This window comes from Micromonospora sp. NPDC005205 (assembly GCF_040608275.1).
Lineage (GTDB): Bacteria > Actinomycetota > Actinomycetes > Mycobacteriales > Micromonosporaceae > Micromonospora.
This window is the reverse complement of the sequence record NZ_JBEXHV010000011.1, coordinates 169,308-192,199: the sequence shown is the minus strand read 5'-3', so window position 1 is coordinate 192,199 and position 22,892 is coordinate 169,308. Positions and strand designations below refer to the sequence as shown.

18 protein-coding genes and 2 tRNA genes are annotated in these 22,892 nt (G+C 70.6%); 13 read left to right on the top strand and 7 right to left on the bottom strand.

Annotated elements, in window-relative coordinates:
* Positions 1–31 precede the first annotated feature (31 nt).
* Both ABZU43_RS21170 and ABZU43_RS21165 read left to right on the top strand, forming a co-directional pair.
* Positions 32–280: a hypothetical protein gene (locus ABZU43_RS21170; protein ID WP_355008184.1), complete on the top strand. Its 249-nt coding sequence runs from the start codon at positions 32–34 to the stop codon at positions 278–280.
* 130 nt (positions 281–410) lie between these two features.
* Positions 411–776 (top strand): WhiB family transcriptional regulator, encoded by a 366-nt coding sequence (locus tag ABZU43_RS21165; RefSeq protein ID WP_030490434.1) that lies wholly within the window; start codon positions 411–413, stop codon positions 774–776.
* Positions 777–1,116: 340 nt separating this feature from the next.
* Here the strand turns inward: ABZU43_RS21165 and ABZU43_RS21160 are convergent, their stop codons facing one another.
* From ABZU43_RS21160 to ABZU43_RS21150, 3 genes are all read right to left on the bottom strand, one after another.
* A complete protein-coding gene (locus ABZU43_RS21160) occupies positions 1,117–2,463 on the bottom strand; it encodes an AarF/ABC1/UbiB kinase family protein (protein WP_355008183.1) in 1,347 nt (448 codons plus the stop codon).
* Positions 2,460–3,572 (bottom strand): TOMM precursor leader peptide-binding protein, encoded by a 1,113-nt coding sequence (locus tag ABZU43_RS21155; RefSeq protein ID WP_355008182.1) that lies wholly within the window; start codon positions 3,570–3,572, stop codon positions 2,460–2,462. Before ABZU43_RS21155 ends, ABZU43_RS21160 begins: the two co-directional genes overlap by 4 nt.
* Before the next feature lie 221 nt (positions 3,573–3,793).
* Complete coding sequence (locus tag ABZU43_RS21150; RefSeq protein ID WP_167457767.1) at positions 3,794–3,964, bottom strand: DUF5679 domain-containing protein; 171 nt, start codon at positions 3,962–3,964, stop codon at positions 3,794–3,796.
* Between the two features lie 513 nt (positions 3,965–4,477).
* Here ABZU43_RS21150 and ABZU43_RS21145 point away from each other — a divergent pair.
* Together ABZU43_RS21145 and ABZU43_RS21140 are read left to right on the top strand one after the other, a co-directional pair.
* Positions 4,478–5,011: a M48 family metallopeptidase gene (locus ABZU43_RS21145; protein ID WP_355008181.1), complete on the top strand. Its 534-nt coding sequence runs from the start codon at positions 4,478–4,480 to the stop codon at positions 5,009–5,011.
* 171 nt (positions 5,012–5,182) lie between these two features.
* Complete coding sequence (locus tag ABZU43_RS21140; RefSeq protein WP_355008180.1) at positions 5,183–5,782, top strand: hypothetical protein; 600 nt, start codon at positions 5,183–5,185, stop codon at positions 5,780–5,782.
* 149 nt (positions 5,783–5,931) lie between these two features.
* Here the strand turns inward: ABZU43_RS21140 and ABZU43_RS21135 are convergent, their stop codons facing one another.
* The gene (locus ABZU43_RS21135) at positions 5,932–7,248 is read right to left on the bottom strand and encodes a zinc-dependent metalloprotease (protein ID WP_355008179.1); all 1,317 of its coding nucleotides are present in this window, start codon (positions 7,246–7,248) and stop codon (positions 5,932–5,934) included.
* 115 nt (positions 7,249–7,363) lie between these two features.
* On the opposite strand from ABZU43_RS21135, the gene ABZU43_RS21130 reads away from it, so the two are divergent.
* The 6 genes from ABZU43_RS21130 to ABZU43_RS21105 all read left to right on the top strand — a co-directional run bounded on the left by ABZU43_RS21130 (position 7,364) and on the right by ABZU43_RS21105 (position 13,445).
* Positions 7,364–8,377, top strand: a complete 1,014-nt coding sequence (locus ABZU43_RS21130; protein WP_355008178.1) for a PDZ domain-containing protein — start codon at positions 7,364–7,366, stop codon at positions 8,375–8,377.
* Positions 8,378–8,473: 96 nt separating this feature from the next.
* A complete protein-coding gene (locus ABZU43_RS21125; protein ID WP_355008245.1) occupies positions 8,474–11,458 on the top strand; it encodes a UPF0182 family protein in 2,985 nt (994 codons plus the stop codon).
* 191 nt (positions 11,459–11,649) lie between these two features.
* A complete protein-coding gene (locus ABZU43_RS21120) occupies positions 11,650–12,159 on the top strand; it encodes a SigE family RNA polymerase sigma factor (RefSeq protein WP_355008177.1) in 510 nt (169 codons plus the stop codon).
* Entirely contained in the window at positions 12,149–13,072 is a 924-nt protein-coding gene (locus ABZU43_RS21115) for a hypothetical protein (RefSeq protein ID WP_355008176.1), read from the top strand. Before ABZU43_RS21120 ends, ABZU43_RS21115 begins: the two co-directional genes overlap by 11 nt.
* 87 nt (positions 13,073–13,159) lie before the next feature.
* Positions 13,160–13,233 (top strand) — tRNA-Met (locus tag ABZU43_RS21110).
* Positions 13,234–13,368: 135 nt separating this feature from the next.
* Positions 13,369–13,445 (top strand) — tRNA-Met (locus ABZU43_RS21105).
* Between the two features lie 118 nt (positions 13,446–13,563).
* Here ABZU43_RS21105 and ABZU43_RS21100 read toward each other — a convergent pair.
* Entirely contained in the window at positions 13,564–17,337 is a 3,774-nt protein-coding gene (locus ABZU43_RS21100; RefSeq protein WP_355008175.1) for a S8 family serine peptidase, read from the bottom strand.
* Between the two features lie 163 nt (positions 17,338–17,500).
* Between ABZU43_RS21100 and ABZU43_RS21095 the strand changes: the two genes are divergently transcribed.
* A complete protein-coding gene (locus ABZU43_RS21095) occupies positions 17,501–17,749 on the top strand; it encodes a hypothetical protein (RefSeq protein WP_030336617.1) in 249 nt (82 codons plus the stop codon).
* Positions 17,750–17,789: 40 nt separating this feature from the next.
* On the opposite strand, the gene ABZU43_RS21090 is transcribed toward ABZU43_RS21095, so the two are convergent.
* Positions 17,790–19,145 carry an extracellular solute-binding protein gene (locus tag ABZU43_RS21090; RefSeq protein ID WP_355008174.1) on the bottom strand — a complete coding sequence of 452 codons (1,356 nt, stop codon included), beginning with the start codon at positions 19,143–19,145 and terminating at the stop codon, positions 17,790–17,792.
* A gap of 137 nt (positions 19,146–19,282) precedes the next feature.
* Between ABZU43_RS21090 and ABZU43_RS21085 the strand changes: the two genes are divergently transcribed.
* Positions 19,283–20,116, top strand: coding sequence for a phosphoribosylaminoimidazolesuccinocarboxamide synthase (locus tag ABZU43_RS21085; protein ID WP_355008173.1), 834 nt, complete (start codon positions 19,283–19,285; stop codon positions 20,114–20,116).
* Positions 20,117–20,121: 5 nt separating this feature from the next.
* On the opposite strand, the gene glpK is transcribed toward ABZU43_RS21085, so the two are convergent.
* Positions 20,122–21,606 carry a glycerol kinase GlpK gene (gene glpK / locus ABZU43_RS21080; protein ID WP_355008172.1) on the bottom strand — a complete coding sequence of 495 codons (1,485 nt, stop codon included), beginning with the start codon at positions 21,604–21,606 and terminating at the stop codon, positions 20,122–20,124.
* Between the two features lie 101 nt (positions 21,607–21,707).
* On the opposite strand from glpK, the gene ABZU43_RS21075 reads away from it, so the two are divergent.
* Positions 21,708–22,646 (top strand): ribose-phosphate pyrophosphokinase, encoded by a 939-nt coding sequence (locus ABZU43_RS21075; protein ID WP_091406120.1) that lies wholly within the window; start codon positions 21,708–21,710, stop codon positions 22,644–22,646.
* Positions 22,647–22,892: the final 246 nt, after the last annotated feature.

Sequence of the window (22,892 nt, the reverse complement as noted above, 5' to 3'; positions counted from 1 at the left end):
CGATTCGAGGAACGTGAGGGAGGTGGCACCCGTGAAGATCTTCACCTATGAGCGTCTGGCGGCGATGCCGTCTGTCTGCGCTCCGCTGTCGGCTGTCCGGGTGGCCCTTGCGGCTGCACGACCGTCGGTTCCACAGGTGCACCAGGTTCAGGCCGAGCTGACCCTGACCGTCGCGCCCGCTGGAGTCGAGGGGACCAGTGGCTTCACGGGCAATGGCATCCGGGTCGCCAAGAAGCGCATGGATGTCCGCGGCGTTCCACCTCGAGGTAAACCGGTCTGACCATCAGACTCCGGCTCACCTCGAGGCCGCGGAACCCGCTTACCGGGATCCGCGGCCTCAGTTTTTTGCCCGCCGTAAGTACGTCGGAATGCGATCCACGAGATCGAAGTGAGAGAGAGGTGACCGGGAGATGAGTCTGGCGTTGGCCCCCCTCGACATGAGCGTCGAGATGGAGGCGAACCTGCCCTGCCGGAAGTTCGACCCCGACCTGTGGTTCTCCGACTCGCCCACCGAGCTCGAGCTGGCCAAGTCACTCTGCGGGGACTGCCCGCTGCGTGTCGAATGCCTGGCCGGAGCCGTTGAGCGAGCGGAGCCGTGGGGCGTCTGGGGCGGCGAGATCTTCGAGCGTGGCGCGGTTGTCCCGCGTAAGCGGCCCCGTGGCCGTCCGCGTAAGGAGGACGTCGCCCGTGACGCCGAGCTTCGGGTCGAGGCCGAGGCGCGCCTGGCGGCCAGTGGGCTGTCCGAGGTGCGTGGCGCGGTCCGGCTGGCAGCCTGACATGTTCCCGACCCGTTCCAACTACGCCGGTGGCACACCGGCAGTGAGTGAGAAAACGATGTTGAACGTTCCGAGTGGAGCCTTCGAGATGCAACTACTCCACGAAGCGTTGTCCCGGGCTCGAATGCGTCGGCCTCAGGCCGGTCGTACCACCACGAGCACTGAGGCAACCCGATCCGCCCGTACCGTCGCCATGAACAGCCGCAACAAGGCGGCCCGCGACCTGGGCGTTCTCTAGTACCACCCCACGCAGAAGGGCGGGTGCCGACCGGCACCCGCCCTTCCCCATGTGATCAGCCGCCCGGGCCTCGACGTGATCAGCCGCCCCGGGCCTCGACGGTCAGGCGACCGGGGCGAAACCGGGCAGCCAGCGCTCCAGGATGCTTCGGTACGGCGCCTTCGCCTCCAACTGGCAGAGCACCCCGATCGACCCGAGCGTCACCCGGTGGATCAGCAGGTACGACGGCGGCAGGTTGAGCTGCCTGCTCAGCTGGTACGTGGGGGAGCGAGGGCTGGCCAGTCGACCCGCCTCGGCCCGTAGCCAGGCCCGGGTGAATCGGAAACCGTCCGCCGCTATGGGCTCCAGCATGGGGCGGATGAAGTCGAGCACCCCCTCGGCGTCGATCTCCTCGGCCGAGCCGATGAACCCCTCCGACCGCAGCCCCGCCACGACCTCGTCGGCATCGCCGCGCAGCGCCGTCGCGGCGATACGACCGATCGGCTCCGGGGTGCCCTCCGGCATCCGGGCCACCGCGCCGAAGTCGATCACCCCGAGTCGACCGTCGGGCAGCAGCCGGAAGTTTCCCGGGTGCGGGTCGGCGTGCAGCAGCCCAGCCCGTTGCGGTGCGGAGAGATGCAGGGTGGCCATCAACCGACCCGCCTCGTCCCGATCCTCCTCGGTGCCCTCGCGGATGATGTCGGCCAGCGGGGTGCCGGTCACCCATTCGGTGACCAGCACCCGGGGCGAGGCATTGATCACCTCCGGGATGTAGATCTCCGGGTCGTCGGCGTACGCGGCGGCGAAGGTGCGCTGCGACTCGGCCTCCAACTCGTAGTCCAACTCCTCGGTGATCCGTTCGCGAAGCTCGGCCAGGAGCGGCTTGACGTCCAGGCCGGGCTGGATGGCCCGGAACATTCCGCCCAGTCGGGAGAGCTGCTTGAGGTCGGCGAGCAGGGCGTCGCCGGCCCCCGGATATTGGATCTTGACCGCCACGTCGCGGCTGTTCGGTTCGCCCGACTCGTCGAAGCCCGGCTCGCGCCACCGCGCCCGGTGCACCTGACCGATGCTCGCGGCGGCGGCCGGGACGTCGTTGAATTCGACGAACAGGTCCCGCCAGTCGGGGCCGAGCTGCTCGGCCAGCACCTTGTGCACGCTGGCGGCCGGCAGTGGTGGCGCCGCCTCCTGCAACTTCGTCAGCGCCTGCCGGTAGGGCGCGGCGATCTCCTCCGGCAAGGCGGCCTCGAAGACCGACAGCGCCTGGCCGAACTTCATCGCCCCGCCCTTGAGCTGGCCCAGCACGCTGAACAGCTGCTCGGCGGTGCGCTGCTGGATCTCCGCGGAGATCACGTCGGAGGCCAGCCCGGTGACGCGCTTACCCATCCCGAGAACGGTCCGGCCGGCGAAGCCGAGCGGCAGGGCGGCGAGCTTGGCGGTGCGGGACACGGCGCGGCGCGGGATGTCGGTCACCCGGTCATTGTTACCGACCGAAGGGCCCCGCTGCTGCTCTGCGGCTGGGCTGGTGCGGACACTCGCCCTCGCGAGCACGCACACGCCGGGTGTGGCGGCCAGCCCCGACGACGGAAACGGCCGGCGCCGGTGATCTCCATGGCGCTGCCCAGCGTCTCCGGGTGGCCGCCGTCCAGCTGCGTCAGCACCTCGGCCAGGGCGTACCCGCAGGCGACGAGCAGCGCCCCGGTCGTGGCGGCGGCCACCGGCTCGGCGGCGGCGAGTTGCGCGGCGAGCCGGGGCCAGTCCGGGTCGCGGTCGGCCCGGTGCAGCTCGACGCAGTGCAGGCAGGGCCCGGCGGGTGGGCGGACCAACGGCCCGATCACCGGTACGCCCTCGCGCAGTGTGACCAGCAGGTGCGGCTGCCGGCGCTGGGCGAGACCGGCTGCCAGCAGCGCCGGGGGCCGGTCCGTGCCGAGCTGGATCACCAGGTCGATCCGCCCGGCGCGGCTCGGACGGGTGCCGGTGCCGGGTGCGACGCGGTTGACCGCGGCCCGCACGGCCGGTGCGAGCGGCCGACCCAGTTCGGCGGCGGGGATGCCCGTGCCGACCAGATCGACGGGGCGTACCGAGCCGGTGAGCTGGGGAATCACCTGCCCCACGCCGGACTGGGCCAGTGCCACGGTCAGCGGCCCGCCGAGCGCCCCGGCACCGGTGAGCAGGACGCGGGCCGCCCGCCGCCTACGCAGGACCTGCGCGGGGGTGCCGGGCAGTCGGGCGGCGGCCAGGGCCAGCGCGCCGGCCTCCGCCGCGAGCCGGGCGCGGACCGGGCCGGTCAGGTCGCGGGGGAGCAGGCTGTGCGCGGCCACCAACAGGCCGGCTGCCCGCAGGGTGTCGAGCAGGGTACGCGCGTCGTCGACGCTGACCTGGGCGGAAGCCGCCTGGATCAGCACGGTCCGCTCGCTGCGGGTGCCGTCGAGCAGGTCGAGCAGGTGGGCGGCGCGGGGGTTGGCCAACTCCAGTAGGGCGGCCGGCCCGGGGCCGACGCCGAGCTGGAGGGTGTGTCGGTCCCGCCAGAGCCGGTTGAGGCCGGGCAGCAGGGTGGGGCGGGGCAGTACGGTGCGGCTCATGGTCACGAATCGTGACCGCATCTTCGCGTTCGGTCGATCGTTGTCCACAGGCGGTCAGGCCGCTATCCAGCGCTATCCACAGGATTTCACGAGTTTTCCACAGCCCTTCCCACCTGCTGTCGGCCACCCGACAGGGCTACCGCAGCGGTGTCACCACTCCCGGCCTGGCAACGGGGGTGGGGTGGCCACTCGGCCACCCCACCCCCGTCCACCCGTTCGGGTCAGACCTTGGCCTTGCCCAGGATGCGGTTCACTGTTGTACCGCATACCGGACACTTGCCCTTGGCCATGTTCATTCCGGTCTTCGAGACCTCGACGTGCCCCTCGAAGTCCCGCTTCTCCTTGCACTTCACGCAGTAACCGTTGTAGGTCGTCTGGGCCTGGTCGGCCACGGTGCCCTCCTCGTCTCGTCCGCCGGTCATAACCGTCCCGGCGGGGTGCCCGGCGGCGGGCCACACGGGGCGCCGGCGCTGGGTCTCACTCCGCGGCCACCTTCGTGACCGCTGGTCCGCGGACCCTACCCAGGTCTGGGCAGTTCCATGTCAGCTGTGCATCGACACTGTGAGCAAGTCGACGTCGAGAGTGTGCATGGCGAAATAGGTCGGATAAGTCAGTTTGGCGGGGACACGCCGACCAAACCCTGACAGCCACCCGTGCGAGTACCTCCGAAGCGCATCCGGAGCGGTGATCACCTACGGTAGGAGATGTGCTGCGAACCGGCGCCGTCGACGTTCACCAAGGGTGACGAGATGGCGTGCTGGCGCTGCGGTCAAGAAATTTTCGGGACGCCTGGCGACCAATCACCATTTTCTGGGCGCGTGTCGGGTGGTTGACCCTTGCGGTCCCCTGGTCAGTGGGCATTAGCTTTCCTTCGTGACACGTAGTCGAGGCTGCGCGGCCCAGTGATGGCGGGCACGCGCAAGCCGGTCGTCGAGGTGCGACGCAGTCAGCGTCGACGACGCACGGTGTCCGCGTACCGTGACGGTGAGCGAGTGGTCGTCCTCATCCCCGACCAGTTCTCCCGCGCCGAGGAGAGCGAGTGGGTCGACCGGATGCTCGCCCGGCTCGCCGCCCGGGAGGGGCGCCTTGCCCGGTCCGACGACGAGTTGCTGGCCCGCGCCAACCGGCTCATCGATCTCTACCTCACCGGGTACGCCTCGAAGGCGGTGCCGGCCAGCGTCAGATGGGTCACCAACCAGAACGGCCGGTGGGGCTCCTGCACGCCGGCGGACCGCAGCATCCGCATCTCCCACCGCGTCCAGGAGATGCCCGATTGGGTGATCGACTACGTGTTGCTGCACGAGTTGGCGCACCTCATCGTGCCCAGCCACAACGCCCGGTTCTGGGCGCTTGTCGGTCGCTACCCGAAGTCGGAACGCGCCCGCGGCTACCTCGAAGGGGTCGCCGCCGCCTCCTCCTGCGCGCCGCTCCCCACCTGACCGCACACAGCCGCCCCGAAGATCCACTCGCGTTCCTGAATACCGCGCTGTCGGGAGCTCCGGGACACCGCGACTCCAGTGAAACCGAGTCGATCATGCCGTGGGTCCCGCTCAGCTACCTGGGTCGGGCGGGTCGGGTGGCTGTGTGGGGTGGGGCGCTAGGGTCGGGGGATGGCGCGACGGGTGGTGGTGGCGTTGCTCGGGCCGGTGCACTGGTCGCCGCCCGGCGTCGACCTGGCGCAGTGGCGAGCGGCGCTGGCAGAAGACGTCATCGACCTGTTCGCCACGCTCAACGAGGTGGAGGTCGCGGTCGCGGTGACCCCGGCCGACCGGGCCCTGGCCGATGCGCTGGTGTGGCCCGGAACGGCGGTGTACGAGGTGGCCGAGCCGACGCCGAACGCCGTCTTCGCCGCGCTGAAGGGGTACGACCAGGCGGCCGTGCTGGTCAGTGACGTGCCCGACCTGCCCGCCCTGACCGTCGGCAAGCTGCTTCGCCCACTCACCAGCCGGCCGGTCGCTGTGGCTCCGGTCGAGGGCGGTGGCCCGGGTCTGCTCGGGGTCGCGGTACGACTACCCGCGCCCGACTGGCTGCCGACGCTGGACTTGGACACGGCGACGCCAGCTGAGGCGCGCGCCAACGCCCCGCGCCCGGGTGACGTGGCGGTCACCACCGGCTGGCGACGATTGCGCGGCCCGGCTGACCTGGCCACGCTCGACCCGGCCTTCGAGGGTTGGGAAGCGACCCGCGCCCTGCTGTCCGGGGCAGGCTGACCCACCTGAACCTCTCCGGGGCAGGCTGACCCACCTGAACGTCTCCGGGGCAGGCTGACCCACCTGAACCGTCGGCACCGCCGAACATGCTGCGGGTGCCCGCTGTGGATCTGCGGGCACCCGCGGCGCAGGCCGTCGACGGGCGGGGGTCAGGACCTGGCGTCGCCCTCGCCGTCGGTCTCGTCGGACGGACCGGGCCGCCCCGACTGATCCGACTGGCCGGGGGCCTTCTCCTCCACCCCGCCGGGGGCGGTGAAGTCGAAGCTGTCCAGCTCGCTGAGATCCATGTCGTTCATCGCGAAGGCGACCGGATCGGCGAAGTCGTCGTCCGACGGGAGCAGGTCCGGGTGGCCCCAGACGGCGTCGCGGCCCTCGATGCCACGGTGCTCGGTGAGCGCGGCCCAGAGCGCCGCGGCCTCCCGCAGTCGGCGGGGCCGCAGTTCCAGACCGACCAGCGCGGCGAAGGTCTGCTCGGCGGGACCGCCGGCGGCCCGGCGACGGCGGAACGCCTCGCCCAGCCGGACGACGTTCGGCAGCCGGTCGCTGGCGGCGCTGTCGACGACGTGGCACACCCAGCCCTCGACCAGGGCGAGTGCGGTCTCCAGGCGGGCCAGTGAGGCCTTCTGCGCCGGGGTGTCCTCCGGGGTGAAGATGCCCTCCAGGGCGATCGCCTGCATCGACTCGGGGTCGGTCGGGTCGACCCGGCCCATCGCCTCCTCGATCGCCTCCCGGTTGACCCGGATGCCCGAGGCGTACATCTCGACAGCGCTGAGCACATGCCCACGCAGCCACGGGACGTGCTGGAACAGCCGCTGGTGGGCGGCCTCGCGCAGCGCCACGTAGAGGCGGACCTCGTCCTCGGGCAGCTCCAGGCCCTCGCCGTACGCCCGGATGTTGGCCGGAATCAGCGCGGCCGTGCCGGCCGGGCCGAGCGGCAGCCCGATGTCGCCGGCGGAGAGCACCTCCGCGGCGAGCGAGCCGAGGGCCTGGCCCAGCTGACCGCCGAAGAGCGCGCCACCGAGGGAGGCCACCATCGACTGCATCGGGCCGAGCTGGGCGCGCGCCTCCGGTGGCACCAGGTCGCCCATCGCGCCGACCATCCGGCTGGCGACGGGGTCGCACAGCTTGCGCCACACGTCCAGCGTCTTGAAGATCCACTCGTTGCGGTTCCACGCAACGGGGTTCTGGATGCCGCTGGGCCACGCCGAGGCGGGCTCCAACCACAGGTCGGCGAGGCGTAGCGCCTCCTCGACCGCGTTGCGCTCGTACATCGACACCGCCGGGTCACCGGCGGCCGCGAGCTGACTGGCTGCTACCTGCCGGGCCAGGTCCCAGTTGACCGGCCCGCTGCCCGGCGCGGAGAGCAGGTGCTGCAACTGCGACATGAACTGCTGCATCTGCGCGGGATCGTTGGGGTCTGGTGGTTGCCCACCCGGGAGCGCGAAACCGAACGGAATATCAGGCACGACATCTACGGTACGCGGACCGCGCCCCAGGTAGCCGTCGCTGGCGTTGCGCTGAGGGCGAAGTCGCGTGGCGCATCCGGCGGGCGGGCCGCAACCGGTCGGTACGCTCTGCGGCATGAGACGTCGTGGCCTGACGGTCCTGCTCGGTGCCCTGTTCACCGCCCTGCTGAGCATCGGGGTGCTCCGGGTGCCGATTCCGTACGTGGTGCTGGGCCCGGGGCCGACCGTCAACACCCTCGGTACGACCGACGGCAAGGAGGTCATCCAGGTCACCGGTCGGGAGACCTCGACCTCGGCCGGCCAGTTGCGGCTCACCACGGTGGGGGTGCAACCCTCCGTGCGGTTGCGGGGGGCCATCGCGGGCTGGTTCTCCGACGACGAGGCGGTGGTGCCGCGTGAGCTGGTCTACCCGCCGGGGGAGTCGACGGAGCAGGTCGAGCAGCGCAACGCCGAGGACTTCAAGGCGTCGCAGACCAGCGCGGAGACCGCAGCGCTGCGGGAGCTGGGCTTTCCGGTGCAGGTAGTGATCAAGACGGTGGCCGGGGACGGCCCGGCGGCCGGTGCGCTGAAGGTCGGCGATCTGATCACGTCGGTCGACGGCCAGCCGGTGCCGGTGGCGGCGAAGGTCACCGAGCTGGTCCGGGCCAAGCCGGCGGGCACGGCGTTGACCATCGGCTACACCCGTGACGGCACGCCGGCCACCGCGACGGTGACCAGTCAGGAGCAGGACGGCCGCCCGCGGATCGGTGTCGAGATCGATCAGCAGCAGCCGCACCCGTTCACGCTCGGCATCGACCTGGGGGACATCGGTGGGCCGAGCGCCGGTCTGATGTTCGCCCTGGGGATCGTGGACAAGTTGACCCCGGCCGATCTCACCGGCGGTAAGATCATCGCCGGCACCGGCACCATCGACGACGAGGGCGCCGTCGGGCCGATCGGTGGGATCGCCCAGAAGCTGGTCGGTGCCAAGCGCGCCGGGGCGAAGGTCTTCCTGGTGCCGGCGGACAACTGCGCGGAGGCGGTCCGCAATCCGCAGCCCGATCTGCCGCTGTTGCGGGTGGGCTCGTTGGACGAGGCGATGACCGCTCTGGAGACGTTGCGCGCGGGTGGTCAGCCGACGCGTTGCTGACCGGTGTGACCGTGCCCCGACACGCTCAGGAACACCCCGTACTCTGGGTGCCTGGTCGGAGCCGATCATATCGAGCGTGCGGAGCCAACAGTGGTCATGCGTAGCAGCAGCCCCCTCCCGAGGATGAGCCGGCGCGGGCGCGTCACCATCGCGGTCCTGGTCGGGGTGTTCGTGCTCTTCACCCTGCTCGGCTGGGGTGTCCAGGCGTGGACCGACTGGCTCTGGTTCGACGAGGTCCGCTACACCGAGGTCTTCACCGGCGTCCTGCTCACCCGGCTGGTGCTCTTCCTCGCCATCGGCCTCGGCATGGCGGTGATCGTCGGTGGCAACCTGTGGCTGGCCTACCGGTTGCGCCCGCGACTGCGTCCGCACTCGGTCGAGCAGGCGACCCTCGAGCGCTACCGGATGCTGCTCAGCCCGCGTCTCGGCACCTGGATCTCGCTGACCGCCGCGGTGGTCGGGCTCTTCGCCGGTCTCTCCGCGCAGAACCGGTGGAACCAGTGGCTGCTGTTCCGCAACGGCGGTGACTTCGGCATCAAGGACCCGGAGTTCGGGGTCGACATCGGCTTCTACGTCTTCCAACTGCCGTTCTGGCGTTACCTGCTCGGGGTCGCCTTCACCGCTGTGGTGCTGGCCGTGATCGGCGCGCTGGCGGTGCACTACCTCTTCGGCGGGGTCCGACTGCAGGGCGTCGGCGACCGGATGAGCAACGCGGCCCGCGCGCACCTGAGCACGCTGGTCGCGGTCTTCGTGCTGTTGAAGGCGATCGCGTACGTGTTGGACCGGCGGGCCATGCTGCTGGAGTACAACGAGGGCGCCAAGTTGTACGGCGCCGGCTACGCCGACGTCAACGCGTTGCTGCCGGCGAAGGAGATCCTCGCCTACATCTCGATCGTGGTGGCCATCGCGATCCTCGTGTTCTCCAACGCCTGGATGCGCAACCTGGTCTGGCCGGGGATCTCGCTGGCGCTGCTCGGCGTGTCTGCGGTGGCCATCGGCGGCATCTACCCCTGGGCGGTGCAGACCTTCGAGGTCAAGCCGAGCGCCAAGGACAAGGAAGCGCCGTACATCCAGCGCAGCATCGACGCGACGCGCGCGGCGTTCGGGTTGGGGGCCACCGAGACGACCCCGTACGCGGCGAACAACCTCACCCCACCGGCGAACCTGGCCACCGACACCTCGGTGGTGTCGAACGTGCGGCTGCTCGACCCGCAGTTGGTCAGCGAGACGTACACCCAGCTCCAGCAGGTGCGTGGCTTCTACGACTTCGGTCCGAAGCTGGACATCGACAGGTACGGGGTGAACGGCAAGGTCTCCGACTACGTGGTCGGCGTCCGGGAGATCAACTACGGCGAGCTGACCGACCAGCAGAACACCTGGATCAACCGGCACACCGTCTACACCCACGGGTACGGGCTGGTGGCCGCCCCGGCCAACCAGGTGGTCTGCGGCGGGCAGCCGTTCTTCGTCTCCGGGTTCCTCGGCGAGAAGACCCAGGAGGCGTGCTCCTCGCAGACCGAGCAGATTCCGGCCAAGCAACCGCGCATCTACTACGGCGAGCGGATGGCGGCAGACGACTACGCCATCGTCGGGCAGTCCGACCCGAACAAGAAGGCCGAGTTCGACAGGCCGGTCGGTGAGGGTGGCGGCGAGTCCTACACCTACACCGGTGAGGGCGGTGTGGAGATCGGCTCCTTCACCCGGCGACTGCTGTACTCCATCAAGGAGCAGGAGTCGAACTTCCTGCTCTCCGAGGCGGTGAACAAGGACTCCAAGCTGCTGTACGTGCGCAACCCGCGCGACCGGGTGGAGAAGGTCGCGCCGTTCCTCACCCTGGACGGCGACCCGTACCCGGCAGTGGTCGACGGTCGGGTGCAGTGGATCGTGGACGGCTACACCACGGCCGCCTCCTACCCGTACGCGGAGCGGGTCAACCTGCAGACCGAGACCACCGACGAGTTGACCAACCGGGGCACCTTCCAGTTGGCCCGCGAAGACGTCAACTACATGCGCAACTCGGTCAAGGCCACAGTCGACGCGTACGACGGCACCGTGAAGCTCTACGAGTACGACGACACCGACCCGGTGCTCAAGGCGTGGAACAAGGCGTTCGGCGGCGACCTGGTGCTGCCGAAGGCGGAGATCCCGGTCGAGCTGAACGAGCACCTGCGCTACCCGGCGGACATGTTCAAGGTGCAGCGCAACCTGCTCACCAAGTTCCACGTGACGAACCCGGGTGACTTCTACTCCGCACAGGACTTCTGGCAGGTGCCCAACGTGCCGGACGCCCCGGACAGCGGTCAGAAGCAGCCCCCGTACTACCTGTTCACCCAGTTCCCCGGCCAGGAGAGCCCCCGGTTCCAGCTCACCTCGGCGGTCACCCCGAACGGCCGGCAGAACCTCGCCGCGCTGATCTCCGGGTCGTACGTCGACGGGCAGCCCCGACTGGAGGTGCTGGAGTTGCCGGATCAGACCCGGATCTCCGGCCCGGTGCAGGTGCACCAGCAGATGACCAACAACGCGAACATCCGTCAGCAGCTCAACCTGCTCTCCAGCAACCAGGCGCAGGTGCAGTACGGCAACCTGCTCTCGTTGCCCTTCGCCGACGGGATGCTCTACGTCGAGCCGGTCTACGTGAAGAGCAACCAGCAGGACGCGTACCCGCTGTTGCAGAAGGTGCTGCTCTCGTACGGTGACGGCGGCTCCTTCGTGGCGCTCGCCGACAACATCAACGACGGCATCAAGCAGTTGGTCGAGCAGGGTAAGAAGGCCGGGCAGGGCACGTCACCGCCGCCGACGACCGGGGGCAACCCGACGACCCCGACGCCGACTCCGACGCCTTCGGGGACGGCATCGCCATCGCCGACTCCGAGCGCCGGCACCCCACCGCCGACCGGTGACCTGGGTGCCGCCGCGGACCGGGTGCAGACCGCGATCACCGAGGTCCGGGCCGCGCAGACGTCGGGCGACTTCGAGCGGTACGGGCGTGCGCTGAAGGCCCTCGACGAGGCGCTCACCGCGTTCCAGCAGGCGCAGCAGGCCGCTGGTGCGCCGGGTGCCAGCCCGAGTGCTGGAGGCTGACCCGCCACCGCACGCAGTTCCTCCCCGAGCCCCCGTCGCTCGGACCGCATCAGGTCCGAGGGGCGGGGGCTCGGCCGTTGGCCTGATCTGTGCGTATCTGTCACGTCACCGACAGCACCGCCCGGGCCCGCAACCTGCGGTGCCGGTCCGCCGTCCTCACTGCAACGGGGTGGGGACGAGGGGGAACAGTGGTGCGGGACGCGCAGAGCTTCGATGACTTCTACCGCAGCACCGCCCGCCGGACGCTGCGGTACGGCTACGCGGTCGCTGGCGACCACGGTGAGGCGCAGGACCTGGTGCAGGAGGCGTACACCCGGGCCTGGCGGCAGTGGGGGCGACTGTCGTCGCATCCGGCGCCGGAGGCGTGGCTGCGGCTCGTGGTGGCCCGGCTGGCGACCGACCGCTGGCGGCGCCTGCACCGTTGGCGGGTGGTGCTGAGTCGTACCGGACCGCCGGCGGTCGCACCCCCACCCAGCGAGGACGGGGTGCTCCTGGTCGGAGCGCTCCGGCAGTTGCCCGCCACGCACCGGCAGGCACTGGCCCTGCACTACCTCTTCGACATGTCCGTCGAGGAGATCGCCCGGGAGACCGACGTCCCGGTCGGCACCGTGAAGTCCTGGCTGTCCCGGGGCCGGTCCCGGCTGGCCGCGCTGCTGCCCGACCTCAGCGTCGTGGAGTTGGAGGCGAACGATGTCAGCTGAACTCTCTGACCTGTACCGGTCGCTCGGCACCGTCGCGGACGGGCACGAGCTGACCCGCCCCGAGTCCCTTCGGCGGTTCGCCGACCGGCGGGCCCGAGCACGGGTAGCCGGTTCGACGCTCGCGGTGGCGCTGCTCGTGGGCGGGGTTGTCGTCGGTGGCCGACTGGCGTACCCGGCGGACGGTTCCGCACCGCCGCCCGCCGACATCCCTGGCCCGTCGCCGACCGGGGCGACGGCGACCTCCCTGCCGTCACCCACGCCGACTCCCTCGGCACCGCTACCGTCGCGGACCACAGCGGGCGGTACGCCGTCGCAGCCGGTCACCACCGGACCGGCGGCACCTCGGCCGCCCACCTCGATCCCGGACCGCGCCTTCTTCCTGCTGGCGGCCCCGAACCGGACCGGACTGGAATCCTCGGGGGAGGGTCCGGCACTGCCGACGCTGTGCGGTGCGCGCCTGCCCAGCGACTCGGCCATGGTCCAACGCCGTGGTCGCTACCTGGCCTACAAGATGCCGGAGACGCCGACTGGGCACGTGCCGGACGGTAGTTACCGGCACACCATCACCATCTACCGGGCAGGTCGTGCCGACGACGCGTTGCGGGAGCTGCGGCAGGCGGTGCGCGGCTGCCCCGACCAGTTGCTGCCCGACGACAACAGGACGTGGCGACAGCGGCTGCTGGCCTCGGGGGCGTACGGGGACGGGTCGGTGCTGTTCGAGATGCGGGCTCCGATGCCGGACGGGATGGGTGAGCCGGGTACGGAGGAGGTTCGGCTGGTCCGGGCGGTCCGGGTCGGCGACGTGGTGACGGTGCTCTGGGAGCAGGGTTGGGAGCACACGGTCGCCGTTCGGTCCCAGGTCGATGCTGACAGTCGACGGGCGGTCGCGGCGATCGAGAACTGGCTCGACTGACAACGCCCAGGTCAGAGCTGTCTGTGTCGGCGGTATCGGAGTCGCTTTGCGGTGTCCCGGGTTGGTGCGCTACGGTTAGTGAACCGACGCGGGGTGGAGCAGCTCGGTAGCTCGCTGGGCTCATAACCCAGAGGTCGCAGGTTCAAATCCTGTCCCCGCTACGAGAGAAACACCAGTTCGAAGCCCGTCTCCGGTTCACCGGAGGCGGGCTTTCGACATCCCGGGGTGCTGGCAACAGCGGATGGCGACCCCACTGATCATCGCCCGGAACGGGTGAGTTAGTCTTAACCAGTCGACGCGGGGTGGAGCAGCTCGGTAGCTCGCTGGGCTCATAACCCAGAGGTCGCAGGTTCAAATCCTGTCCCCGCTACCACTGAAAGTGATACAAGTCCGGCCCCCACAGTGTGGGGGCCGGACTTGTTTGGTGCCGCTGTCAGAAGCGAGGGCCCCGCAGGGGCCGGTACCTCGTCGGCACCGACCCCCGGGGGGGTCTACCGCAGGCCGAAGGCCCGGGTGACGCTCTGGGTGACGCCGCCACCGTTGCGCTGCTTGGCGGTGACCCGGATAGACACGAAGTCGGCCCGGGGCGGCGCGTTCAACGACGCCTGCCAGGTCCCCTTCTTCTCCCGCAGGTTCTGCCGCTGCCAGGTCACTCCGTTGTCGTAGGAGATTTCCAACTCAAGTGACGACACGGCATCCCGAGCCTTGGTGCTGCCCACCACCACTGGCGTGATCGAGAAGTCGGTCCGGCGCTTCGTCCGACCCGCGAAGTCCACGTCCGTCCCGTAGTCCAGCTGGACCAACGGGATGGCCTGCACCTCGGTGGTGCCGCCGGAGATGAAGCTCCACTCGGTGTGCGTGGCGGTCGAGTACGGGCTGAACTCGGGCTTGCCCTTGGTCTCGACGACCAGTCGGTACGGCAGCTTCTCCGGCGACAGCTCACCCGCGCCGATCTCCGGCCAGCCGTCGAACTGGGTCAGCTGCTTGTCGCCCTGATAGAACGTGGCGATCTGCGACATGCTGGCCCCGCCGCTGTGGGCGGCGCCCGCGTCGCCGAAGCCCTGGATGTAGGCGCTCATGGCGGTCTCACCACGGAACGGGATCTCGGTGCTGAGCATCCGTGGCCGGGTGATGGGCCCGAACCAGCGGTCCTTCTGGACACTGCCCGGCCGGTAGGCGATGGCCTCCGTGTTGGACCGCGCCCAGTCGGCGACGTCGGCGTACTGCATCCACTTGATGCCGCCACCCGCGGAGACCCAGTCGGTACGCGGCCCCGGCGCGACCGGCTCGAACGGGAACGGCCGTGCCGCCGCGTACTCGTACGGCGGGAAGTCCATCCGGGTCTCGCTGGACTGCTTCCCCGGCGGCGGGGAGAAGGTGAGATCGATCCGGGCGAGGTTGCGCGGGTCGGTCTTGGCGGACGGGTCCTTCGGCACCCCGCCCCTGTGGTAGTCCACAAGGTCGTACAGGTACTTCGCCCGGGGGTGGGCGACCACTACCAGTCGGACCGGGTTGCGGCCGGCGGCGGTGATCTTCTGGATCAACGCCTCGCCCTCGTCCATTGTCACCGAGGCCACCGGGATCGGTCCGGTCGTCACGGCGTCGGAGTTGCCGTACCACTCGCTCCGGCGACCCGCGCGGTCGTTGACCACGACGAGCATCGCCGCGCCGGCGGTGTGCGCCGCCGCTGCCTGGTCCGTGGGGGTCACCGATTCGTTGCCGCGGACCACCACGGCCTTGCCGCGGGCGGCCAGGCCGGCGTAGTCGGCGGTGCCGCCGGCACCCGCGAAGACGGCGTCCAGGCGCGAGGTGCCGTCGGGCAGGGGCGGGGAACCGGGCTGGGCGAGCGGGTCGCTGAGCTGCCGGCCCTGGTAGCTGATCGCCAGTGGCGTCTGCTCGGCGCGGATCCGGGTGGTGAAGACGAAGCTGCCCTTGCGCACCTTGTCCCTGGTCGGCAGGGCCCACAGGCTGTCGTAGGCGGCACCCGGCCAGAACGTCTCGCGCAGGGCGCTCCAGTCGGTGGGCGTCGGCTCGCTCGAGGTGAAGGAGCGGTAGACATCGATTCGACTGTTGACGACGGCGGTCGGCTGGGGCGTCGCCACCTTCACCTGGCGGGCCTGCGCGGCGTCGAGTTCCACTACCCGGTTGGTCGTCAGGTCGACCTCGGGAGCGGTCAGCATCGCGAGCCCGAGAGAGCGGGGCCCGTGCAGACCCTCCACGTCCGCCGCCGCGACGACGGTGTAGGAGCCGGGCGCCAGGCGGGCGGTGAGCTTTCCGTCCGGCACCCACATGAAGGCGGAGCCGGTCTCGGCGTTGACGACCTCGACCTCGCCGCTCATGGGCTGGCCAGCGCGGTCCTTCAGGTGGATGGTGAGGTCGTACTTCTTGGACTCGACGGCGACCCCGACGGCCGTGTGCACCTCGCCGGCGGCGAAGCGGGCGGTGACCTGGGCGGAGTACCTGCCGGGGGAGAGGCCGGCCGGGGCCACCACGACGTCGACAGTCGCGCTGGCCCGAGCGGGCACCGTGACGCGGTCGGCGGTTGCCGTGAACGTCTGCACGGGGGCGGTGCCGTGATCGACGGAGAGCTCCAACGCGATCGGGCTGTCCGTCGTGTTGGCGTAGGTGATCGTCCGCTTGATCGGCTGTGGCGCGCTGCCCCAACCGACGAGTCCGGCGTCCACCGACCCGGACGCGACGATCTGGTCCTGGTGGTAGGCGGCGGCGACGTTCAACCGACCGCTACCGGCCTGGTAGGCGTCGTAGTCGGGCGTGCGGACGCTGGTGCCCATCAGCGCGTCCTTGAGCTGCCGCGCGCTCCAGGACGGGTGCTTCTGCACCAGCAGGGCGGCCGCCCCGGCGACGTGCGGCGCTGCCATCGAGGTGCCACTGTCGGTGTAGTAGTAGCCCTCGCCCCAGGGGATGTGCTGCGAGCGTGCCGCCAGCACGTCCACCCCGGGTGCGGTCATGTCGGGCTTGAGGGCCTCGTCGTTCATCCGGGGCCCGACGCTGGAGAAGCCCGCCAGGTGGTCGGAGGTGTCCACCGCGCCGATGGTCAGCGCGGCGTCCGCGGTGCCTGGCGCACCGAGGGTGTACGGGTCTGGCCCGCTGTTGCCGGCGGCCACGACGAAGAGCGCACCCGTCTCGGCGGTCAGCTGGTTGACGGCCTGGCTCAGCGGGTCGTCCTGGGTGTGCCAGGCGCTCACGCCGAGGCTCATGTTGATCACTTTGGCGTGCTCGGCCCGTGCCGCCCACTCCATGCCCGCGATGATCCCCGAGATGGACCCGCTGCCGTACTCGTCGAGGACCTTGCCGATCACCAGGTCGGCGTCGGGGGCCACGCCTCGTTCCTTGCCGCCGGAGGCGGCGCCCGTCCCGGCGACGGTGGACGCGGTGTGGGTGCCGTGCCCGTTCCGGTCGATCACGTCCTGGCCGGCGATGAAGCTTCGGGAGGCCACCACCTGGTCGGCGAGATCCGGGTGGGTGGTGTCCACTCCGCTGTCCAGGACGGCGACCCGGACGCCGCTGCCGGTGCCACCCGCGGCCCACGCCGCAGGCGCGCCGATCTGGGCGGTGGTGTCGGCCAGGGTGGCCTTCGCCTTGCCGTCGAGCCACACCTTGTCGACGCCGGCCGCGAAGGAGGGCGCCGGGGTGGCAGCGCTGCGGCCGGTCGGCGACTGTCCACTGGTGAGGGCCGACCAGAAGTCCGCCGCCTGCGATCGGCGGGTGCGGATCGCCTCACCACGGACGGATGGCAGCTCCAGCGTGGTCTGCGCGCCCGGCAGCGTGGTGCCGGTCCTGAGCTTCGCCGTACCCGTCGTGCGGGTGAGGATCAGGGGAAGGTCGGCGGTCCGCGCGTCGTCGTAGCCCTGGGCGATGAGCTGGGTGACGTCGAACAGCTGCTTGTCGAGTCGACCGGTGGCGAGGTACGGCAACGCCTCGTCCGGGTACACGTAGGTGTCCCGGCCCTCAGTGGAGATGCGTACGGAGCCGGTGGCGCCCGGGGCGCGCTTGACGTCCACCGATTCGGTTGCGCCGTGGACCCCCGGGGTCACCGTCACCCGGTCGCCGGTGATCAGAGTGACCGTGACGGGGGTGCGGTCCGCGTCGCCGCTCGGAGCGGGTCTCGTCGGCGGCGGTGGGGGTGGTGGGGCGCCGTGCGCCGCCGTGGGGGTGAGGAGAGCGGCGACGACTGTGACGCCGACCGCTGCCGCCGCAGATCTTCGGGTGCGAGAGATCCGCGCACTGCCTAAAGAGGTGAGCATGAGGCGAATCCGATCACCTCGAGAGATTCATGTAAAGATCATCATCTTTGCCGGGACGTTGCGAGCGCGTTGCGCACCAGCCGGGGAGCTTCCGCACCATCCGGTCCCATGATTCGGCGTGGACCGACGTGCCGAGGTTGCGCCCTTCGGCGAGGATGGGCACATGTCTTCATTCGGTAAGTGGTGGGGCCGCCTGAGCGCGGTCTTCGGTGCGGTCGTACTGGCGGTCTTCGTGCCGGTCGCAGCCTGGGCGTCGACGGGCACTGGCGAACTCGTGGTGGAGGCCGCCCGGCGGCGAGGCCGCAGTGGCTTCGGGGTGCTCCCGCTGCTCTGCTGCCTGGTGGTGGTCGCGATCGTGGTGTTCCTGGTGTTGCGTCTGATGCGTAACCGCCGGGGTGGCCCGCCGCGCTGACCGCGCTCGCTGCGCTGGCCGCGCCTGCGACGCCGGAGGGTCACCAGCGGCCGGTTCCGGTCTGGCCGCCGGTGCTCACCGCCGCCAGGGCCGCGATGGCCTGGGACAGGAAACGCGCGGTGGCCTCGCGGGTGCCGTCGCGCTTGACGCGGATGCGCTCCGCGGCGGCGACCAGCAGGGTGCGCACCTTGGCGTGCCCCTGGGGTGGCGGCGCCGGCGCCGGCCCGAGCAGGTCGGCGATGCTGGCACCGAACTCGGCGGCACGTCGCTGGGCCGGGTCGGTGATGCTGCCCTCGGCGTAGCGGCGGACCTGGGCACTGGCGTTCAGCCCACGTTCGTGGCCGAGAACGGCGCCGACCTCACCATTGGTGGTCAGAAAGTTGATCACGTCGGCGACCGTGTCCGGGTGGCGGGTGCCCCGGAACCCTGCCCAGTACATCGACGCCCGCGCCCACTGAGCCCCCGGTGGGCCGGGGAAGCCGACGATGCCCAACTCGGACTCGGTGAGTCGTTGCAGCTCCGGTAGCTGGTGCGACCAGGCGAAGGACGCCGCCGTCGCCCCGCTCACCACCAGTTGCCGGGCCGGCTCGCCGCTGTCGGCCTGCTCGACCAGGGCCGCACTCGGCGTGGCCCGGTCCCGACGCGCGCGCTGCCACAACTCGAACCACGCGATCAGCTCGTCCGCGCCGAAGCCGAGCTGGTTGCCCCGGTAGAACTCGCCGCCCTGCGACCTCAACCAGAGCCAGAGTGCCCGGTAGTCGCCTGAACCGTCCATCGTGCCGGCCACCCGGCGGTCGCTGGCCTCGGTGACCTGCGTGGCCCAGGAGATGTAGTCGGGCCAGGTCATCCCGGCGCGGGGCTCCGGCATCTCCAGCTCCCGCAGCAGGTCCCGGTTGAACACCACCACGGCGTGGGTCTGCCCGGCGGCCACCGCCATCGTCCGCCCCTCCACCGTGCCGTAGCGGATCAGACCCTCCGGCAGGCCCCGAAGATCCAGGTGGTGGTCGGTGAGGTCGAGGATGACCTGACGTTGGGTGTACTCGGTCAGCATGGCGTCGTCGATCTGGATCAGGTCCGGTACGTTCCCGCCGCCCGCCTGGGTGGCCAGCCGGTCGTAGTAGCCGTCGGCGCCCTGCCAGGTGACCCGGAAGGTGACCCGGGGGTTGCGATCCGAGTAGAGCCGCAGCGCCTTCTCGGTGAGCTCCGCCCGCTTGGTGCCACCCCACCAGAAGACCGACAGCTCGACGGGCCCGTCCTGGGTCGAGGTGGCGGCGTCGTCGCTGCACCCCGCCAGCCCGCCGGACGCGAGCAGAGGTGCGCCGAGCAGCGCGCTGAGCAGTCGGCGCCGACCCGGGTCCGCGCCGAGGCGGTCGAGCGAGGGGCGAACAACGGGCACGGGGCTCTCCTGGACCTACGGGGGTGGCGGTCGGACCATTCACGCAGGCAGCACACGAAGGTGTCAACGTCCGTCCGGTCACCCTCGGCCGGGTGGTCGAATCAGGCCCCGCGATCTCGCGTGGTGTACTAGGGCGCGTGGAACTTCTGCACTCGGGCAAGGTCCGGGACGTCTACGCCGACGGCGACGACCTGATCCTGGTGGCCTCGGATCGCATCTCGATCTACGACGTGGCGCTGCCGACGCCGATCCCGGACAAGGGTCGTCTGCTCACCGCGCTCTCGCTCTGGTGGTTCGAGCAGCTCGCCGACCTCGTGCCGAACCACGTCATCTCGGCCACCGACGTGCCCGCCGAGTTCGCCGGGCGGGCCATCCGCTGCCAGCGGCTGGACATGCTCCCGGTCGAATGCGTCGCCCGCGGTTACCTGACCGGCGGCGGCCTGCGGGAGTACGAGAAGACCGGCGCGGTCTCCGGCGTGGAGCTGCCGCGCGGGCTCGGCGAGGCATCGATCCTGCCCGAGCCGATCTTCACGCCGTCGAGCAAGGCCCCGGCCGGCGAGCACGACGAGCCCATCACGTACGACGACGTGGTGGACAAGGTGGGTCAGGCCACCGCCGAGCGGCTCCGGCAGATCACCATCGACATCTATCGGCGCGGCGCCGAGCTGGCCGCCGACCGGGGCATCCTGGTCGCCGACACCAAGATCGAGCTGGGTTGGGCGCCGGACGGCACCCTGGTCCTCGCCGACGAACTGCTCACCTCCGACTCGTCGCGGTTCTGGCCGGCCGAGTCGTACCAGCCGGGCCGGGTGCAGTTCTCCTACGACAAGCAGTACGTGCGGGACTGGGCCACCGGCAGCGGCTGGAACAAGCAGGCCCCCGCCCCGGACATGCCGGCCGAGGTGGTCGAGGCGACCCGGGCCCGCTACATCGACGTCTACGAGAAGCTCACCGGCAACCGCTGGGAGTGACCGGCTCACTCCACCCAGTCGAGGGTGCGCTGCACTGCCTTGCGCCACTGGCGCAGCTCTTTCTCGCGCAGGTCCGGAGCCATGGCCGGCTCCCACTGCGCGTCGGAGCGCCACTGCGCCCGCAGTGTGGCCAGGTCCGGCCAGAAGCCGACCGCCAGACCGGCCGCGTACGCGGCACCCAGGCAGGTGGTCTCGGTGATCCGGGAACGGACCACCGGCACGTCGAGCACATCGGCGAGGAACTGCATGAGCAGGCCGTTCGCGGTCATCCCGCCGTCCACCCGGAGACGACGCAGCGCCACGTCAGAGTCGGCGTTCATCGCGTCGACCACCTCGCGGGTCTGCCACGCCGACGCCTCCAGCGCCGCACGCGCCAGGTGTCCCTTGGTGATGTAACCGGTCAGGCCCGCGATGACCCCCCGGGCGTCGCTGCGCCAGTGCGGGGCGAACAGTCCCGAGAACGCCGGCACCACGTAGCAGCCGCCGTTGTCGTTCACGGTGCTGGCCAACTCCTCCACCTCGGCGGCCGTGGAAATCAGCCCGAGGTTGTCCCGCAGCCACTGCACCAGCGAGCCGGTGACCGCGATGGCGCCTTCTAGGGCGTACGCCGGTGGTTGGTCCTTGATCCGGTAGGCGACGGTGGTGAGCAGACCGTGCGTCGACGGGACCGGGGTGGCGCCGGTGTTGAGCAGCAGGAAGCTGCCGGTGCCGTAGGTGCACTTCGCCTCACCCGGCTGGAAGCAGGTCTGCCCGAACAGGGCGGCCTGCTGGTCGCCGAGCGCACTGGCCACCGGCACCCCGGCGAGCACCCCCCTCGCCGTGCCGTACACCTCGGCGGAGCAGCGGATCTCCGGCAGCATCGCCGCCGGAACACCCATCGCGTCCAGCAGATCCGGGGCCCAGTCGAGGGTCGTGAGGTCCATCAGCATGGTCCGGCTGGCGTTAGTCACATCGGTGACGTGCTCGCCGGTCAGCTTCCAGATCAGCCAGCTGTCCATGGTGCCGAAGAGCACCTCGCCGCGGTCGGCGCGCTCGCGCAGGCCCTCGACCTCGTCGAGCAGCCAGCGCAGCTTCGGCCCGGCGAAATAGGTGGCCAGCGGCAGGCCCGTGCGGGCCCGGAACCGCTCCTCGCCGTACGCCGACGCAAGCTCGCGCAGCAGCGGCCCCGTCCGGGTGTCCTGCCAAACGATGGCGTTGGCCACCGGGCGGCCGGTGGCCCGGTCCCAGACGACGGTGGTCTCCCGCTGGTTGGTGATGCCGACAGCGGCCAGCCCGGACGCGTCGGTGCCGGCGGCCCGCAGCGCCTCGGCGACCACCTGCTCGACGTTGTCCCAGATCTCCTCGGCGTCGTGCTCCACCCACCCCGGTCGGGGGAAGATCTGCCGGTGCTCGCGCTGGGCCACGGCGACGATGTCCCCGGCCCGGTCGAAGACGATGCACCGCGAGGAAGTGGTGCCCTGGTCGATGGCGGCGACGTACTGGGGGGTCACCGCAGCACCGTACCCGGACTGCGGCGCGGCGCGACAGGCGTCACGGCGGGTTCCGGCCCGCCGCCGTCGGCGGCCGTCGGCTTCCCCTACGATGTGCGAACGTGCGCGACATCGCAGTTTTCAGTGGAACCGCCCATCCCGACCTGGCTGCCGAGATCTGCGCCCACCTGGGGGTGCCGCTGCACCCGGTGCGGGTCTCCCGGTTCGCGAACGACTGTCTGGAAGTCCAGTTGCAGGCCAACTGCCGGGAGCGGGACGTCTTCCTGATCCAGCCGTTGGTGCCGCCGGTGCAGGAGCACCTGGTCGAGCTGCTACTGATGATCGACGCCGCCCGGGGCGCCTCCGCCGGTCGGATCACCGTGGTGCTGCCGCACTACGCGTACGCCCGCTCGGACAAGAAGGACGCCCCACGGATCTCGATCGGCGCGCGGCTCGTCGCCGACCTGCTCACCTCGGCCGGGGCGGACCGGGTGCTCGCGATGACCCTGCACTCGCCGCAGGTGCACGGCTTCTTCAGCGTGCCGGTGGATCACCTGCACGCGCTGCGGGAGCTAGCCACCCACTTCCGGCGCTACGACCTCAGCAACACCGTGGTGGTCTCGCCCGACCTGGGCAACGCCAAGGAGGCCGCAGCCTTCGCCCGGCTGCTCGGCACTCCGGTCGCGGCCGGGGCGAAGCAGAGGTTCAGCGACGACCTGGTCAAGATCAGCGCGGTGATCGGCGACGTGACCGACCGGGACGTCATCGTGCTGGACGACGAGATCGCCAAGGGCAGCACGGTGGTCGAGCTGATGGAGCATCTGCGCGGTCTGAAGGTCCGGTCGATCCGGCTCGCCTGCACGCACGGCCTCTTCTCCGGCGACGCGTTGCAGCGGCTCAGCGACCAGGACGGCGTCCTGGAGATCGTCTGCACCAACACGGTGCCCATCCCGGCCGCCAAGCGGGTCCCCAAGCTGCAGGTCCTGTCGGTGGCCCCCGCCCTGGCCGAGGCGACGCGCCGAATCCACAACGGAGAATCCGTCTCAGCCCTCTTCGCCTGACCGACCCGCGCACCTTGCGCCCTGCCCCGCGGGCCTTGCGCCCTGCCCCGCGGGCCTTGCGCCCTGCCCCGCGCCGTACCTGCCTCCGCCGATCTTGCAGTTTCGGTTGTCGAAAAGCGTGGAGTGCCACCAATGTCGGGACAGTAAGTGCAAGATCGCGGCCACGCCCGGTGGATCATGGAGTTATGGTGCCCGTTTTGGTGTCATTCGAGGACTTTGTCACCCACTACAACTCCGTGATCGACG

Excerpts from the sequence above, each read along its gene's own strand:
- ABZU43_RS21100 (WP_355008175.1), bottom strand. The coding sequence starts at position 17,337 with ATGCTCACCTCTTTAGGCAGTGCGCGGATCTCTCGCACCCGAAGATCT.
- ABZU43_RS21165 (WP_030490434.1), top strand. The coding sequence starts at position 411 with ATGAGTCTGGCGTTGGCCCCCCTCGACATGAGCGTCGAGATGGAGGCG.
- ABZU43_RS21140 (WP_355008180.1), top strand. The coding sequence starts at position 5,183 with ATGGCGCGACGGGTGGTGGTGGCGTTGCTCGGGCCGGTGCACTGGTCG.
- ABZU43_RS21095 (WP_030336617.1), top strand. The coding sequence starts at position 17,501 with ATGTCTTCATTCGGTAAGTGGTGGGGCCGCCTGAGCGCGGTCTTCGGT.
- ABZU43_RS21130 (WP_355008178.1), top strand. The coding sequence starts at position 7,364 with ATGAGACGTCGTGGCCTGACGGTCCTGCTCGGTGCCCTGTTCACCGCC.
- ABZU43_RS21155 (WP_355008182.1), bottom strand. The coding sequence starts at position 3,572 with ATGAGCCGCACCGTACTGCCCCGCCCCACCCTGCTGCCCGGCCTCAAC.
- ABZU43_RS21125 (WP_355008245.1), top strand. The coding sequence starts at position 8,474 with ATGCGTAGCAGCAGCCCCCTCCCGAGGATGAGCCGGCGCGGGCGCGTC.
- ABZU43_RS21145 (WP_355008181.1), top strand. The coding sequence starts at position 4,478 with ATGGCGGGCACGCGCAAGCCGGTCGTCGAGGTGCGACGCAGTCAGCGT.
- ABZU43_RS21115 (WP_355008176.1), top strand. The coding sequence starts at position 12,149 with ATGTCAGCTGAACTCTCTGACCTGTACCGGTCGCTCGGCACCGTCGCG.